The organism is Bradyrhizobium sp. 149 (genome assembly GCF_023073915.1).
Lineage (GTDB): Bacteria > Pseudomonadota > Alphaproteobacteria > Rhizobiales > Xanthobacteraceae > Bradyrhizobium.
In genome coordinates this window covers 438,404-451,876 of the sequence record NZ_JADPKK010000022.1, presented here as the reverse complement: position 1 = coordinate 451,876, position 13,473 = coordinate 438,404, and the positions used below count along the sequence as shown (strand labels likewise).

Genomic DNA, 13,473 nt, shown 5'->3' with positions numbered 1-13,473 from the left:
ACTTGACGGGTATCGTTTGGATTGGCGCCCACGCCCCTGTCGCAATGGCATGAGTCCGCGGCTTCGGCGCGATCCGGCCTGTTGCTGGGCGTCGCCACACCTTCCCACAATAGGATCGAGACGTCCTGGGACCGGCTCCTTCGGATCATCGACCGTCATAGGTGACGAGCTCGGGCCTATGCTTCCGCAATCTACACCGGCGTGTAGATCACCAGCTTCAGCGCCGGATCGTCATTGGCCTGAAAGCTCGTGTGCTCGAACCGGAGCACACCCTTGGTCGGATGGTTCATGGTCTTGAGGCCCGCGGCGGTGCTGCGGATATCGTGCGCTTCCCACCATTTAACGAACTCCGGACTGCCTTCGCGCAGCCGCGTCAGCAATTCCGTGAAGGCGGGATCGCCGGCCCAGACGTCGTGAGTGGCACGAAACATCGCGACCATGCTCTTGGCGACGTCGGCCCAGCCGGCACCATAGAATTTTCGGGTCTGCTTGTTGGTCATCACCAGCAACAGCGTGTTGCGATCCTGCTCGGGCAATTGTCCGAACCCGAATATCTCCTCGGCCGCCGCATTCCAGGCCAGCACGTCCCAGCGCCGCCCCGTGACATAGGCCGGCTGCGTCAGGCTCTCGATCATCCGCCGGACGGGCGCTGGCACGATCTCGCGCGTGAACGCGCGCTTGTCGCCGTCACGGGCCAGCGCCTTGAGATGGGCATGCTCGGTCTTGCTGAGGCGCAGCGCGCGGGCCAATGCGTCGACGGTGGTGACCGAGGGGCTGACCGTGCGGCCCTGCTCGAGTCGGATGTACCAGTCGACGCCGATGCCGGCGAGCTGCGCGACCTCCTCGCGGCGCAGCCCTGCGGTGCGCCGCCGCCGGCCAGCGGGAAGCCCGACCATCTTCGGCGACAGCTTTTCGCGGCGGGACCTGAGGAAGTCGCCGAATTCGACGCGGCGTGGATCGGCCATGGTGACGCTTTCAAGGAGGGCCAGCAAAGTACTAGGATAATACCAGGCCTTCCCGCGCTTTCAAGCCGGGCGCATATACCGTTCACCCGAACCTGAGGTGACCACCATGAAAGCCGCCGTACTTAAATCCCTTGGATCTCCGCTTGCGCTCGAGAATGCCCCTGAACCGGTGCTCGGGACCGGCGAGGTCATCGTCGACGTCGTCGCCACGCGCGTGCTGTCCTACATGAACGAGGTCTTCAGCGGGGTGCGCAACTATGCGCTCGACCTGCCGATCATCCCGGGGCCTGGCTGCATCGGCCGGGTGCGCGCCATCGGCCCGGACGCAACCAAACTCGCAATCGGGGACTGGGTGTTCTGCGACCCGACGGTGCGTTCGCGCGATGATGCCATTGCGCCCGACATCGCCCTGCAAGGGCTGACCGCCGCCGGTGCAGGCGGCATGCGCCTGCAACAGCATTTTCGCCACGGCTCGTTTGCCGAGCAGATGCGGGTGCCGACGGAGAACGTCAAACGGATCGGTACGATCACGCCGGAGGACGCCACGCGATGGTGCGCGCTGGGGACGCTACTGGTGCCCTATGGCGGCTTCCTCGCCGCCAACCTTCAGCCCGGCGAGACCGTGCTGGTGAGCGGGGCCACCGGCAATTTCGGCAGCGCGGCCGTCTCGGTCGCGCTCGCGATGGGGGCTGCTTGCGTGGTCGCGCCCGGCCGCAACGAGGCTATCCTCGCCGACCTCGTCCGCCGCTTTGGCGATCGCGTGAAGCCGGTCAGGCTCTCCGGCAACGAGGACGACGACCGCGAGAGCATGAAGCGCGCAGCTTCCGGGCCGATCGACTGCGTGCTCGACATCATGCCGCCCTCGGTGAGCACGAATGTGGTGCGCGCGGCGATCATGACGGTGCGCCCTTACGGCCGCGTCGTGTTGATGGGCGGCGTCGGCGCGGGCCTCGAGCTGCCCTATCCCTGGATCATGCGCAACTGCGTCAGCATCCACGGCGTCTGGATGTACCCGCCGGATGCCGCAGGCCGCCTGATCGCGCTGGTGCGTGCTGGACTGCTCCGGCTGGAGGAGTACGAGGCCACGGCCTTCGATCTCGACCATGCCAACGAGGCGGTCGAACACGCCGCAGCGAATGGCGGACCCTTCAAATTGACGGTGATCCGGCCTTGAACGCCCCGAGAGTGCCGGCGCCATTTTTTTCGTCAGTCCGGCCATGCACTTGGCTACTGTGCATGGGGTTGTTTTCGCGCTTTTTTAGTCGAGCTCGGTGACGTTACTCGAGCTCGATGACCTGGCCGTTCGACAGCGACACGCGGCGGTCCATGCGGCCGGCGAGCTCCATGTTGTGGGTCGCGATCAGCATAGAGACCCTGGTCGCCTTGACGAGCTGCATCAGGGCCTGGAAGACGTGGTCCGCCGTGTGCGGATCGAGATTGCCGGTCGGCTCGTCCGCAAACAGCACCCGCGGTGCATTGGCCACCGCGCGCGCGATCGCGACGCGCTGCTGCTCGCCGCCCGACAGCTCGGATGGACGATGCGTGATGCGCTCGCCGAGGCCGAGATAGCCCAGGATCTCCTTGGCGCGCTTGACGCTCTCGGACTTCTTGAGGCCGCGGATCATCTGCGGCAGCATGACGTTCTCCAGCGCCGAGAACTCCGGCAGCAGGCGGTGGGACTGGTAGACGAAACCGATATCGGTGCGGCGAAGCTGGGTTCGCTCGATGTCGGGAAGTTGCGAGGTCGGCGCGCCGTTGACGTAGACCTCGCCGGAATCGGGCGCTTCCAGCAGCCCCGCAATGTGGAGCAGCGTCGACTTGCCCGAGCCCGACGGCGCCACCAGCGCCACGGACTGGCCCGCCCACAGCGCGAGCTTGGCGCCGTCGAGGATCGTCAGCGGCACCTCGCCCTGCAAGTACTGCCGCTTTATCTCGTGGAGATAAATGACCGGCACATCTTCCGCCCCCTGCTGGCTCTCCATCAGCCCCTCACTCGTACCGCAGCGCTTCGACGGGATCGAGGCGTGCGGCGCGCCAGGACGGATACAGCGTTGCCAGGAACGACAGCGTCAGCGCCATGATGACGACGGCCGAGGTCTCGCCGATGTCGATCTCGGCGGGCAGCTTCGACAGGAAATAGAGCTCTGGCGAAAACAGTTCGGTGCTGGTCAGCCAGGACAGGAACTGCCTGATCGATTCGATGTTCAGGCAGATCAGCAGCCCGACGAAGAAGCCGACCATCGTACCGACCACGCCGATCGAGGCGCCCGTGATCAGGAAGATGCGCATGATCGAGCCTTGCGAGGCCCCCATCGTGCGCAGGATCGCGATGTCGCTGCCCTTGTCCTTCACCAGCATGATCAGGCCGGAGACGATGTTGAGCGCCGCGACCAGCACGATCATGGTGAGGATCAGGAACATCACGTTGCGCTCGACCTGGAGCGCATTGAAGAAGGTGGAGTTGCGCTGGCGCCAGTCCACCAGGAACACCGGCCGGCCCGCCGCCTCCGTCACGGCCTGGCGGAACGCGACGATCTGATCCGGATTGGTGGTGAAGACCTCGATCGAGGTGACGTCGTTGCTGCGGTTGAAGTAGGCCTGCGCCTCCGCGAGCGGCATGAACACGAAGCCGAGATCATACTCGGACATGCCGATCTCGAACACCGCAGCGATCTTGTACGGTTTTATGCGCGGTGTTGTGCCCATCGGCGTGACTGCGCCCTTCGGCGCCACCAGCGTGATGCTGTCGCCGGCGTGCAGCGACAGCTGGTCGGCGAGGCGCCGTCCGATCGCGACCCCCTGCCCGTCGTCAAAGCCCTCGAGCGAGCCCTGCTTGATGTTCTTGGCGATCGAGGTGAGGTTGTTGAGGTCGTCGGAGCGGATGCCGCGCACCAGGACGCCCGAAGCGTTCCACGGCGATGACGCCAGCGCCTGGCCGTCCACCACGGGCGCTGCGAGCCGGATGCCCTGGACCTGGCTGAGACGGTCGGCGACGTCTTTCCAGTCGGTCAGCGGCGACTCCAGCGGCTGCACCAGGATGTGGCCGTTGAGCCCGAGGATCTTGTCGAGCAGCTCCTTGCGGAAGCCGTTCATGACGGCCATGACGATGATCAGCGTCGCCACGCCCAGCATGATGCCGAGGAACGAGAACCCGGCGATGACCGAGATGAATCCCTCCTTGCGGCGCGCCCGCAAGTAGCGCGCCGACAGCATCCACTCGAATGGCGCAAAAGGCGCGGTTTGTACGGTCTCAGTCATGGTTTCATCCATCGCTCGATAATCCCATGATTCGGGGTCAAATGTGGCCGGATTACCGGCCCACTATCGCGCGATGAACACTATTCAGCCGACCAGGCGGGCGACCGCGTCCGCAGGCGACATCGTCTCCCGCGCGCCGTCGCTGCGCCGCTTGATCTCGACCTTGCCGTCGGCGAGCCCCTTCGGCCCGATCATGATCTGCCAGGGGATGCCAATCAGGTCGGCGGCGGCGAATTTGGCCCCGGCGCGCTGGTCGGTGTCATCGTAGAGCACGTCGACGCCCTTGGCGGACAGCTCCGCGTAGAGCTTCTCGCAAGCCGCATCGACCGCGGCATCGCCCTGCTTGAGGTTGAGAATCGACACGCGGAACGGGGCAACGGCCTCCGGCCATTTGATGCCGGCATCGTCATGGCAGGCCTCGATGATGGCACCGAGCAGGCGCGAGACGCCGACGCCGTAGGAGCCGCCGTGGATCGGCACATCGACACCGTCGGGGCCCGCTACCAGCGCCTTCATCGCGTCGGAATACTTCGTGCCGAAATAGAAGATCTGCCCGACCTCGATACCACGCGTGTTCACCCGCTTATCCGCGGGCACTTCCTGCTCGAAGCGCGCGGCATCGTGAACGTCTTCCGTCGCCGCATAGACCGAGGTCCATTGCTTGATGATCGGCGTCAAATCGCTCTCATAGTCGACGTCCTCGCCCGGTACCGGCAGGTCCAGCACGTCGCGATTGATGAAAACGCCGGATTCACCGGTCTCGGCGAGCACGATGAACTCGTGGCTGAGATCGCCGCCGATCGGGCCGGTCTCGGCGCGCATCGGGATCGCCTTCAGCCCCATCCGCGCGAAGGTGCGCAAGTACGCGACGAACATCTTGTTGTAGGCGACGCGCGCTGCGGCTTCGTTGAGGTCGAACGAATAGGCGTCCTTCATCAGGAATTCGCGGCCGCGCATCACGCCGAAGCGCGGACGCTGCTCGTCGCGGAATTTCCATTGGATATGATACAGATTCAGCGGCAGGCTCTTGTAGGACTTGACGTAAGCGCGGAAGATCTCGGTGATCATTTCCTCGTTGGTCGGCCCGTACAGCAGCTCGCGCTTGTGGCGGTCGGCGATGCGCAGCATCTCGGGGCCATAGGCATCGTAGCGGCCGCTCTCACGCCAGAGGTCGGCAAGCTGGAGCGTCGGCATCAACAGTTCAAGCGCGCCGGAGCGGTCCTGCTCCTCCCGCACGATCTGTTCGATCTTCTTCAAGACGCGAAAGCCGAGCGGCAGCCAGGCATAGATGCCGGCGGCCTCCTGCCGGATCATGCCCGCGCGCAGCATCAGCCGATGCGAGACGATCTCCGCCTCTTTCGGATTTTCCTTCAGAATGGGCAGAAAGAACCGCGACAACCGCATGGCAATACTCGAGGAATCAGTGACGGCTTGCAGTGAAACCGGATTGGGAGCCAAAACACAAGACCGGGAATGAGGAAAACCCGCTAAGGCAGCGGAATTCCTGTCATTTTCCGTCGACTTCAGGTTCGGCGTGAAGTGCCAAAGAGCAGGGTTCAGGGCGCCCCCACCTCAAGCTCGTCCTCCAGCGTGATCTTCTCGAAATCGGTCACCAGCGCGTCGATCCGCACATGCCAGCGGCCGGCAAAGGGCAGCTCGACTTTGTGCACATGCCAGTAGCTGTCCGGGCCGCGCGTTGCGTTCCGCTCGAACGGCTCGATGCCGCGTTCGGGCAGACTCAGCGTCAACGTGACCTCCTTCGCCTCGAGAACCGCCCCCTCGCCGGTCATGAGCTGCAGCACGAAATCGTCGACACCCGCCTTACCCGGTGAGACCAGGACCTGGAACATCGCCCTGTCGGTATGGATGTGGATCGCCAACGGCGTCTCCGGAACGATCGTCCGCGGCGGCGGCGTGAAGCGCCACCCGGCCACAACCGCGAGGATGCCGAGCGCGATGGCGCATTCGAACACAATCGAGCGCTTCAGGGCCGGCGCGGCTTTGCGATTCCCCGCGAGCGCCGGGGTCAGGCGAAAGCGGTTTAGCGCGGCAAGCGCCAGCAGCACGAGGACCAGCGTGAGCTTGATCGAGAGGATCAGTCCGTAGCGGGACTCGACCAAGGCAGATGGCCTTTCAAGCTGGACGATGGCGAGCGCGAGGCCGGTCAATGCGAGAACGCCAACGACCGGCACGGCGATGCGGGAGAACCGGATCACGATAGGCAATGTCGCGGCTGACGACTTCGATACAAGTGTAGCAAGTGGGGCGAGCGCGCCAATCCAGAAGGCAACGGCGAGGCCATGCAGGAAGATCGCCGGCCGCGTCAGCACCTCGGGCGGCGCCGTTGCCGCATGGCCGGTCATGGCCAGCGACAAGCCGGCGCCGACAAACGCGATAAGCGCGAGCGTGCGCGCGTACCATCCGCCGCGCAACGCTATCAGCGCGAATATCATCGCCGTGATGGCGGCAAGCAATGCGGGACCTGCGCTTGTCGTAAACGCCACCTTCCAGGGGGCAATGGTCACGAGCTCCGCTGGAGGCAGGCCGAGGAGATCGAGGCCCAACAGACCGAGGGTCGCAATGGCGCTCGCAAGGCCGAGAGCGAGCGCTACACGCGGAATGGTCGTGCCGGCCGTCGACTGCGCAACCCAGCGCGCGAAAAACACGCCGCCGACCCCGACGAACAGGCCGAAATAGAGACCGACCCGCGCCAGCCAGATCAGCCCGTTCAATCGATCATCCGCGTTTGCGGGAGGTTGCGTCCCCGTCGGCATGCCGACGGAGAAGACCACCGATCCCGCGACGGGATGGCCGTCCTGCGAGATCACGCGATAGCTGACGACCGCCGTGCCCTGCGGCAGGTCCGCCGGCATGGCAACCGAGATCGTCCCTCCCGATGCGCTGACGCGCACATCATCCCGCGCCCTGCCCGCGCCGTCGATCAACTGGATCGCGCCGGGCGTCACCGCCTCGTTGAAGCGCAACTCCACCGCCTTCGGCGCGCTCGCGAGCATGCTGCCGCTCGCCGGTTCGACCGCGACGAGCGCGGCGTGCGCCGACGCGCCGGTCGCGCAGCCGACAAACAGGAGCAACGTCGCGAACGCGGCGAGCAGGCGCATCAGGGTTTTGGCAGGAGTTTCACGCCAGGTGCCGGCGATTTTCCCTCATGCGAATGCCCCGCCCCCTCAGCCGAGATTTCGATCCAGCGGCTGACGCCGGTCTCGCATTCCTGGACGACGGGGAAGTACAGAATCGTGTTCGGCTTGAGGGCTTCGGTGAGGGCTGTATGCATGACGAACTCGTCATAGTTCTTGTCCGGCAGCTTGCCGCCGGACCAAGTCACCTCCTTGACGCCGGAGGACAGCTTGTTGCCGTGGTAGTCGTATTCGCCGGCATATTTGCCTTCGACGACATCGATGGTCCAGCCCGCTTTCGGCATCGGCTTCACCGCGATCACCCCTTCCGGGATCTGCACGCGGATTTTCACGGTGGGCGAGCCCGCGCAACCGTGCGGGACGGCAAAGACGGCTTTATACGATCCCCCCACATTCGCCTGCTTGCCTTCGAGGAAGACGTGCGCAGTCGCCGGCGTTGCTGCAAGTACCCCCAGAAGAATGCCCCAGGTTCGCTTCGACATGTGTGGTCTCCTAAAGGTCCAGATCCTGTTCGTTACATCTTCATTCCCGAATGATCAGGCATTTTCTTCGTGTGCCCCCTATCGCCGGGCGCTTGCGCGCCGACACCCTGTACGTCGAGGGACACGGCGACCTTGCCGGCCTTCTCGAACTGCAGCGTCACCGGCACCTTGTCGCCCTGCTTGAAGGGGCCCTTCAGCTCCTGGAGCATCAGGTGGTAGCCGCCGGGCGCGAACTTCACCGTCTTGCCGGGATCGATCACGAGGCCCTTGTCGAGCAGGCGCATCTTCATCACGCCGTTCTCCGTCGCCATCTCATGGACCTCGGCCTTCCCCGCGATATCGGCGGAAACGCCGACCAGCTTGTCGGCCACTGTGCCCTTGTTCTCGATGGTCAGATAACCGCCGGCCACCTTGGCGCCGCCCGGTGTCGCCCGGCTCCACGCCTGCGAGATGACGAGATCGCCGGCCTTGACGTCGTCGGCCGCCGCGGGTGCGGCGCAGAGCGCGAGAGCGAGCGCCGCGAACAGCACATATTTCAACATGGTCTTCATATCGGTCTTCCCGTTTGCAGATTGAATTTCAGTGTGTGGAGAGCTGTTCCGCCGACCATTTTTCGAGGTCTGCCATCTCGGCCGAGCCTTCGATCGTGGAGATGGTCCCGTCCCGGGAGATCAGCACTGTCCGGGGAATGTCGCCCTGCCAGCCGGGGTCGATCTCGAACCGCAAACGCTCGACAAAGCCGTCGTTGAAGATGAAGTTTTCGGTCGACGACAGCCCCGCCTTGTCGAGCATCGATTGCGTGGCTGCCGGCAGGTTCGGCACGAGATCCGCGCTGATCGTGACGACGTCGATCCCGGGATGATCCTTCGCAAATTGCCCGAGCAACGGCAGCTCGACCTTGCAGGGACCGCAGGTTACGCCCCAGAAATGCACGAGCGTCGGGCGACCCGCATGCCCCCTGAGCACGCTTTGCCACGTGCCGCGCTCGAACAGTTTCAAAGCCGGTGCTGCCCCTAGCGCGGAAGCCGATGCGATCAGGATACCCAGTCCCAGTAGGCCGACAAGTCGACGTTTCATGGTTGGTCCTCGATCGCTGTGAGCCGATAGCCATCTGCCTTCGTCATCCATGACAGGTAGGTCTGCCGGCCGTTGGAAACGAGCCAGGGGTGGTCGGAAGTGTCGGTGGTGCTCGATATCGTTTTCGGCGCCGACCACGTCTCGCCATCGTCCCGTGAGATCGTCATTTGCACCGAGGTCTTCTCGCCATCGAACTCTTTCCAGACCAATGCCGTTCCCGCCGGGCCCGCAAGCACGAACGGGCGCGTCGGACTCCGATCCGGCCTCCCCAGCGCCATGGGCGCAGAGAACGTGCGGCCTTCGTCGCGCGAGTGCGCGTAAAACAATCCCTTCCGCGTCTTCCCATTTGTGTACCAGGCGACGTGATAGATCCCGTTCGGCGCAACCGTGAGGCTGGGGCCGTGGTGCGGGCAGGCATCGATCTGCCAGTCATCGTTGCTGACGTGACGGATTTCGCCTGGTGTCGAGACGTCGGTGAACGTCATGATTGCGTGATCGCGCACCCCGCCATCGAAGATGTTTCTGAAGATCACGGCTGGTCGCCCCGGCGCTGCGAACGTCAACCCCAATCGGCAACATTCGCAGGTGTTATCACGCGCGAGACCCGCCTCCGCGTAGGTGGCGCCGCCATCGCGCGACGAGGCGAAGAACAATCCTGCCCCCTCATATTTTCGGCCTGCCTCCTTCGCAGGAACACGATTGCGCTTGTCGAGCCAGGCCGCAAACACCGTTCCATCCTGATCGAGCGCCAACGCCTCGAAACGCTGGCTCTCATTGTTTGCGGTGATGGGCTTCAGCTCCGCAAAGCTCTTCCCGCCATCGGCCGAGCGCGTGTAGAGCACCTGGCCGTTGAAGGCCTCATCCCTGAAAATCGAGAACGCCAGCGCGATGCCCCCTTTGCGATCGACCACGATCTTCGGCCGGGCATCCGGCCCCCAATCAAGATTCAACCGCTTCGTCGTGACCTGGACGGGGGGCGAGAAACTGTGTCCCGCATCCTGCGAACTCGCAACAGAGACCTGCCCTCCCGCCATCCAGATGAGCCACAGCGTTCCATCCGGACCGAATGCAGGCGTCACCTTGGTCGCACAACGCAGCGTCGGTTCGTCACAAGCTGCCTCGGACGCATGCTGACCGTGCATCTGTCCAAGTGCCGCGCCTTGCAAGAAGGCGAGAGCGAGTATCCCGAGCAAGCCATTTCGGATCATGGCCGCACTCCCTTCGAGAGCCCGGATCATTTGAATGCCACCTTCATACCCGCAACGAACGTCCGCGGCGAGCCCGCATAGATCGATCCCGTCGTGTTTACGAGCACGCTCGCAGGATTTTGAAGGCCAGCCGCGGTCACTGTGTTGGCAATGTTGTTTGCAGACGCAACGTACGTGCGGTCGAAGACATTCCTGACTTCGAGGAACAGGTTCAGGGATCTGAAGGTGTCCGACACCAAGTCGGTGTTGTAGTAGTGGACGTTCACATTGACCAGTTCATAGCCCGGTGACTTCAGCAGATTTGCATTGTCCATGTAGAAAGAGTCCTTCCACTGGACCTCCACGAAGCCTCCCAGACCCGCCAGCGGACCGGCGATTTCGTCGTAACCGATCCGCGCCGTCAGCTCGTTGGGCGAGATGCCGGGGATCTTGTTGCCGGCCCGGTTGAAGCTGAACACCGCGCCATTGGTGATGTTCTCGACATACTCGGTGTAGACCTCATCGAGATAGGTATACGCTGCCATGAACCGCCAGCCCGGATAGAACTTCCAGTCGGCAGCGAGTTCGATGCCCCGATGCTCGGATCGCGGTGCGTTGAACGTATAGCTCGTGTTGGGTGAACCGGCAGGGGTTGCCTGCGATACCAGCTCGTCGCGGAAAAACTCGTAGAAGCCGGTCGCGCTGACCTTGAGCGTGCTGTTCGGCGTCCAGTCGAAACCGAGGTCGTAGCCAAGATTTTTTTGGGTCTGCAGCTGGGTGTTGTTGCCGGACAATCCCGTCTGAACGACGAAGAGATTCGAGACCTGCGGTGTGCCGTACCCCGTGGCAGCCCGGGCCCTGAGCAGCCATTCGCTGTTGACCGTATACAGCAAGGCGAGTTCGGGCGCCGTGTTTTGGAATTGCCTGTCCGCGGCGGTAACCTTCAGAGGATCCAGGACTCCCGTCGGACCAGTGTAACTGTAGGCCGTGTTTATTCCCTTCAGGACAGTCTGCTCCCAGCCGATACCGGCAACGGCGAGCAGCGATGGTGAAAGCCTCAGTTCTTCCCGCGCGCGCACACCGTAGTTGGACGTTTCGCTGTAGAGGTTGTTCGTGATCCTTCCGAGCGTAGCGTTTCCTCCCGGCATCACATTCCGCGTATCGCTCGAGGCCGTCAGGGTGCTGTAGAAGGCACCGAAGAACGTGGTCGACTCCAGGCCGAGAATCTCGCCCCGCTTGGTTACGTCGCTCATGTAATTGTACGAGGGGAAATCTCCGATCGCGCTGGTCGTGCCGGTCGGCTGGCTGATGTTCCTGTCGTCAAAGACGAACTGGTTTCGCCACGTCGTCGTATTGTCGAAATCGTGCTCCCATCGACCACCGACGATGGTCCGCCGGTCGTTGCGGCCGAGCCCGGCCTGCACGGCCGTCTCCTTATCGGTTCCGGTAGTTGTGTTGAAGCCATTGTTGAACAGCGTAACAGTACCGCAGCCGGGTGCGGCTGCGGCGCCGGTCGCGCAGCCTTGCTGGAAGGGATTTTGATAGTACTGGTTCAGCGACTGCCGGATAGGCAACCGCGCGCTGAGATCGTTGTTGATGATCTTGACCGTGAAGCGATCGTCCGGTGTCGCCTTGAGCGTGCCGAGGAAATTGACGGTCTGCGTATTGAACCAGCTATTGCCGATGTAGCCGTCGCCCCGCGTGTCGCTTGCAAACAGCGAGCCCTCGAAATTCCCGACCTTCTTGCCGGCGGCCAGGTAGTTGTTGAGATAGCCGTAGCTGCCGCCGTCGACGCCATACTCGACGCCGTCGATCGTGCCGCCCGGCCGTGTTCGGAAATTGAGCGCGCCGCCGGTCGCGTAGTTTCCATAGAGCGCCGACGAGGGGCCGCGGATCACGTCGATCGCGCCATAGGCATGAGGATCAATCAGGTCGCTCCGCGACAGGCCATCCGGCTGCGTCACGGGGAAGCCGTCCTCGAAGATCACGAGATTGCGGATGCCAAAGCCGTTCCGGGCGTTCGATCCGCGGATCGAGATGCCGAAATCGCGAGGTCCGTTCCCCTGCTTGATCGAAATGCCCGGGCTGTCCCGGAGGACGTCGCTGACCGAAAACGACGGACGATTATCGAACTGGCTGCGATCGATGGTCGTCGCGGTCTGTCCCGCCGGCGACTGATTGAGTCCATCTCGGGCTGCACCGGCAGTCACTGTCCTGCTCTGGGTCGGTGCGTTGACGTTCGCATTCGGCGCAACAACAGGCCTCGTTGCGCGGCCCGCCGAAGCGGAGCGAAGTCGCGATGGCCGGGTTACTGCTGGTTTGGGACGGGCCGCCGCTGGCGCATCGACGGTCACCGGCGGCAGCACAGTGCTGCTGCTTTGGGCGGAAACTCCGCTCGACGACGCAAGCAGCGCGGCCTGAATGGCAACGACGCTCACGCCACCGCGGGCATGACAACGTAACATGGGCATTCCTGACGCCGGCTTTCTTTCCCGGCTGTTCGACAGCATCAGTCGCCGGCGGACGAACCGCGGCGACACTGGGTCGTCAGGAAAGTTGAGGCGGCGCGCGCGCCTGGGCGTTTGTGCCTTTGTGGACCGCGCCGGCGGATGCCTCCACCGCGTGCCACACCACGCGCTCGGCGCGGCGGAAGGGAACGGAAAGCGCGGGCTGCGGTGGTGAATCAAGCGACGTATTGGCCTGCGCCAGGCAACAGAGGGCGCAGGCACCGGCATGTGTGACCGGTGTACCCGCTGGATCGTTGAGGCCGCCCTGCTCGCTCGCGCTGTGGCAGATGACGGCGGCAGAAAGTGGATCGGCCACGGCCTGGCCGGCCGCCAGACAGGCGGCAATCGGCGCCAGCACCTGCATCACCAGGGCGAGCAGGACCAAGGGTAGGAATTTTTGCAGCCGTGCGCGCATCCGCCGAACCATTCGTTCGTCTGCTCACTAAACACCCGTGCGGAGGCCGAGTCGAGGCCGGTTCCGCCGGCTTCTTGGTCCAATGCAAATGTCTCGAAACCGCGGTCCGGCCGCCCGCGCAGAGGAACCTCCGGCATTCGAGGCAGTCGCCCAACCCGCCCCGTCCACAGATTTCTTATGTTTGTCATGTGGTTACAAGGTCGGAAGCCCGATCATTTCGTCCTTTGCTCGAATTTTGAACATTCGTTGCTGAAAATGATGACAAGTGAGAAAAGTTGATCTAGCATCCCTCTTGCTCAGGCGGGCCGTGAGGTCGAAGCCTGGTGGTCCAAGTCTCGGGAGGAGCCCCTGGCGCGCAAAAAGCAGCGTCGCCCCGCCAATCAAGATCAAATCTTAGAATCGGGGATAATAGGGTCGACACAATTTT

The 13,473-nt window shown here is 63.5% G+C and carries 12 protein-coding genes; 1 reads left to right on the top strand and 11 read right to left on the bottom strand.

Features of this window, described 5'->3' with window-relative positions; genetic code table 11:
* Positions 1–191 precede the first annotated feature (191 nt).
* Complete coding sequence (locus IVA88_RS19800) at positions 192–965, bottom strand: helix-turn-helix transcriptional regulator (RefSeq protein ID WP_247498884.1); 774 nt, start codon at positions 963–965, stop codon at positions 192–194.
* Positions 966–1,071: 106 nt separating this feature from the next.
* Between IVA88_RS19800 and IVA88_RS19795 the strand changes: the two genes are divergently transcribed.
* Positions 1,072–2,139: a zinc-binding alcohol dehydrogenase family protein gene (locus IVA88_RS19795; RefSeq protein ID WP_247498883.1), complete on the top strand. Its 1,068-nt coding sequence runs from the start codon at positions 1,072–1,074 to the stop codon at positions 2,137–2,139.
* A 103-nt stretch (positions 2,140–2,242) separates the two neighbouring features.
* Here the strand turns inward: IVA88_RS19795 and IVA88_RS19790 are convergent, their stop codons facing one another.
* From IVA88_RS19790 to IVA88_RS19745, 10 genes are all read right to left on the bottom strand, one after another.
* Positions 2,243–2,947 (bottom strand): ABC transporter ATP-binding protein, encoded by a 705-nt coding sequence (locus IVA88_RS19790; RefSeq protein WP_247498882.1) that lies wholly within the window; start codon positions 2,945–2,947, stop codon positions 2,243–2,245.
* A gap of 7 nt (positions 2,948–2,954) precedes the next feature.
* The gene (locus tag IVA88_RS19785) at positions 2,955–4,235 is read right to left on the bottom strand and encodes a lipoprotein-releasing ABC transporter permease subunit (RefSeq protein WP_247498881.1); all 1,281 of its coding nucleotides are present in this window, start codon (positions 4,233–4,235) and stop codon (positions 2,955–2,957) included.
* Between the two features lie 72 nt (positions 4,236–4,307).
* Positions 4,308–5,627 carry a proline--tRNA ligase gene (gene proS, locus IVA88_RS19780; RefSeq protein ID WP_247498880.1) on the bottom strand — a complete coding sequence of 440 codons (1,320 nt, stop codon included), beginning with the start codon at positions 5,625–5,627 and terminating at the stop codon, positions 4,308–4,310.
* A 152-nt stretch (positions 5,628–5,779) separates the two neighbouring features.
* Positions 5,780–7,342, bottom strand: coding sequence for a CopD family protein (locus IVA88_RS19775; protein ID WP_247498879.1), 1,563 nt, complete (start codon positions 7,340–7,342; stop codon positions 5,780–5,782).
* Positions 7,342–7,860 (bottom strand): YcnI family protein, encoded by a 519-nt coding sequence (locus IVA88_RS19770; protein WP_247498878.1) that lies wholly within the window; start codon positions 7,858–7,860, stop codon positions 7,342–7,344. Before IVA88_RS19770 ends, IVA88_RS19775 begins: the two co-directional genes overlap by 1 nt.
* Positions 7,861–7,892: 32 nt before the next feature.
* Entirely contained in the window at positions 7,893–8,411 is a 519-nt protein-coding gene (locus tag IVA88_RS19765) for a copper chaperone PCu(A)C (protein WP_247498877.1), read from the bottom strand.
* A gap of 28 nt (positions 8,412–8,439) precedes the next feature.
* Entirely contained in the window at positions 8,440–8,937 is a 498-nt protein-coding gene (locus tag IVA88_RS19760; RefSeq protein WP_247498876.1) for a TlpA disulfide reductase family protein, read from the bottom strand.
* Positions 8,934–10,145 carry a sialidase family protein gene (locus IVA88_RS19755; RefSeq protein ID WP_247498875.1) on the bottom strand — a complete coding sequence of 404 codons (1,212 nt, stop codon included), beginning with the start codon at positions 10,143–10,145 and terminating at the stop codon, positions 8,934–8,936. The genes IVA88_RS19760 and IVA88_RS19755 overlap by 4 nt, the downstream gene beginning before the upstream one ends.
* Positions 10,146–10,171: 26 nt before the next feature.
* Positions 10,172–12,589 (bottom strand): TonB-dependent receptor, encoded by a 2,418-nt coding sequence (locus tag IVA88_RS19750; RefSeq protein ID WP_247500354.1) that lies wholly within the window; start codon positions 12,587–12,589, stop codon positions 10,172–10,174.
* Between the two features lie 82 nt (positions 12,590–12,671).
* On the bottom strand, positions 12,672–13,046 hold the full coding sequence (locus tag IVA88_RS19745; RefSeq protein ID WP_247498874.1) for a DUF2946 family protein: 375 nt from the start codon (positions 13,044–13,046) through the stop codon (positions 12,672–12,674).
* Between the last annotated feature and the right edge of the window lie 427 nt (positions 13,047–13,473).

Coding starts and splice junctions, on each gene's coding strand:
- IVA88_RS19750 (WP_247500354.1), bottom strand. CDS start 12,589: ATGTTACGTTGTCATGCCCGCGGTGGCGTGAGCGTCGTTGCCATTCAG.
- IVA88_RS19785 (WP_247498881.1), bottom strand. CDS start 4,235: ATGGATGAAACCATGACTGAGACCGTACAAACCGCGCCTTTTGCGCCA.
- IVA88_RS19795 (WP_247498883.1), top strand. CDS start 1,072: ATGAAAGCCGCCGTACTTAAATCCCTTGGATCTCCGCTTGCGCTCGAG.
- IVA88_RS19755 (WP_247498875.1), bottom strand. CDS start 10,145: ATGATCCGAAATGGCTTGCTCGGGATACTCGCTCTCGCCTTCTTGCAA.
- IVA88_RS19760 (WP_247498876.1), bottom strand. CDS start 8,937: ATGAAACGTCGACTTGTCGGCCTACTGGGACTGGGTATCCTGATCGCA.
- IVA88_RS19775 (WP_247498879.1), bottom strand. CDS start 7,342: ATGCGCCTGCTCGCCGCGTTCGCGACGTTGCTCCTGTTTGTCGGCTGC.
- IVA88_RS19800 (WP_247498884.1), bottom strand. CDS start 965: ATGGCCGATCCACGCCGCGTCGAATTCGGCGACTTCCTCAGGTCCCGC.
- IVA88_RS19790 (WP_247498882.1), bottom strand. CDS start 2,947: ATGGAGAGCCAGCAGGGGGCGGAAGATGTGCCGGTCATTTATCTCCAC.
- IVA88_RS19745 (WP_247498874.1), bottom strand. CDS start 13,046: ATGCGCGCACGGCTGCAAAAATTCCTACCCTTGGTCCTGCTCGCCCTG.
- IVA88_RS19770 (WP_247498878.1), bottom strand. CDS start 7,860: ATGTCGAAGCGAACCTGGGGCATTCTTCTGGGGGTACTTGCAGCAACG.
- IVA88_RS19765 (WP_247498877.1), bottom strand. CDS start 8,411: ATGAAGACCATGTTGAAATATGTGCTGTTCGCGGCGCTCGCTCTCGCG.
- proS (WP_247498880.1), bottom strand. CDS start 5,627: ATGCGGTTGTCGCGGTTCTTTCTGCCCATTCTGAAGGAAAATCCGAAA.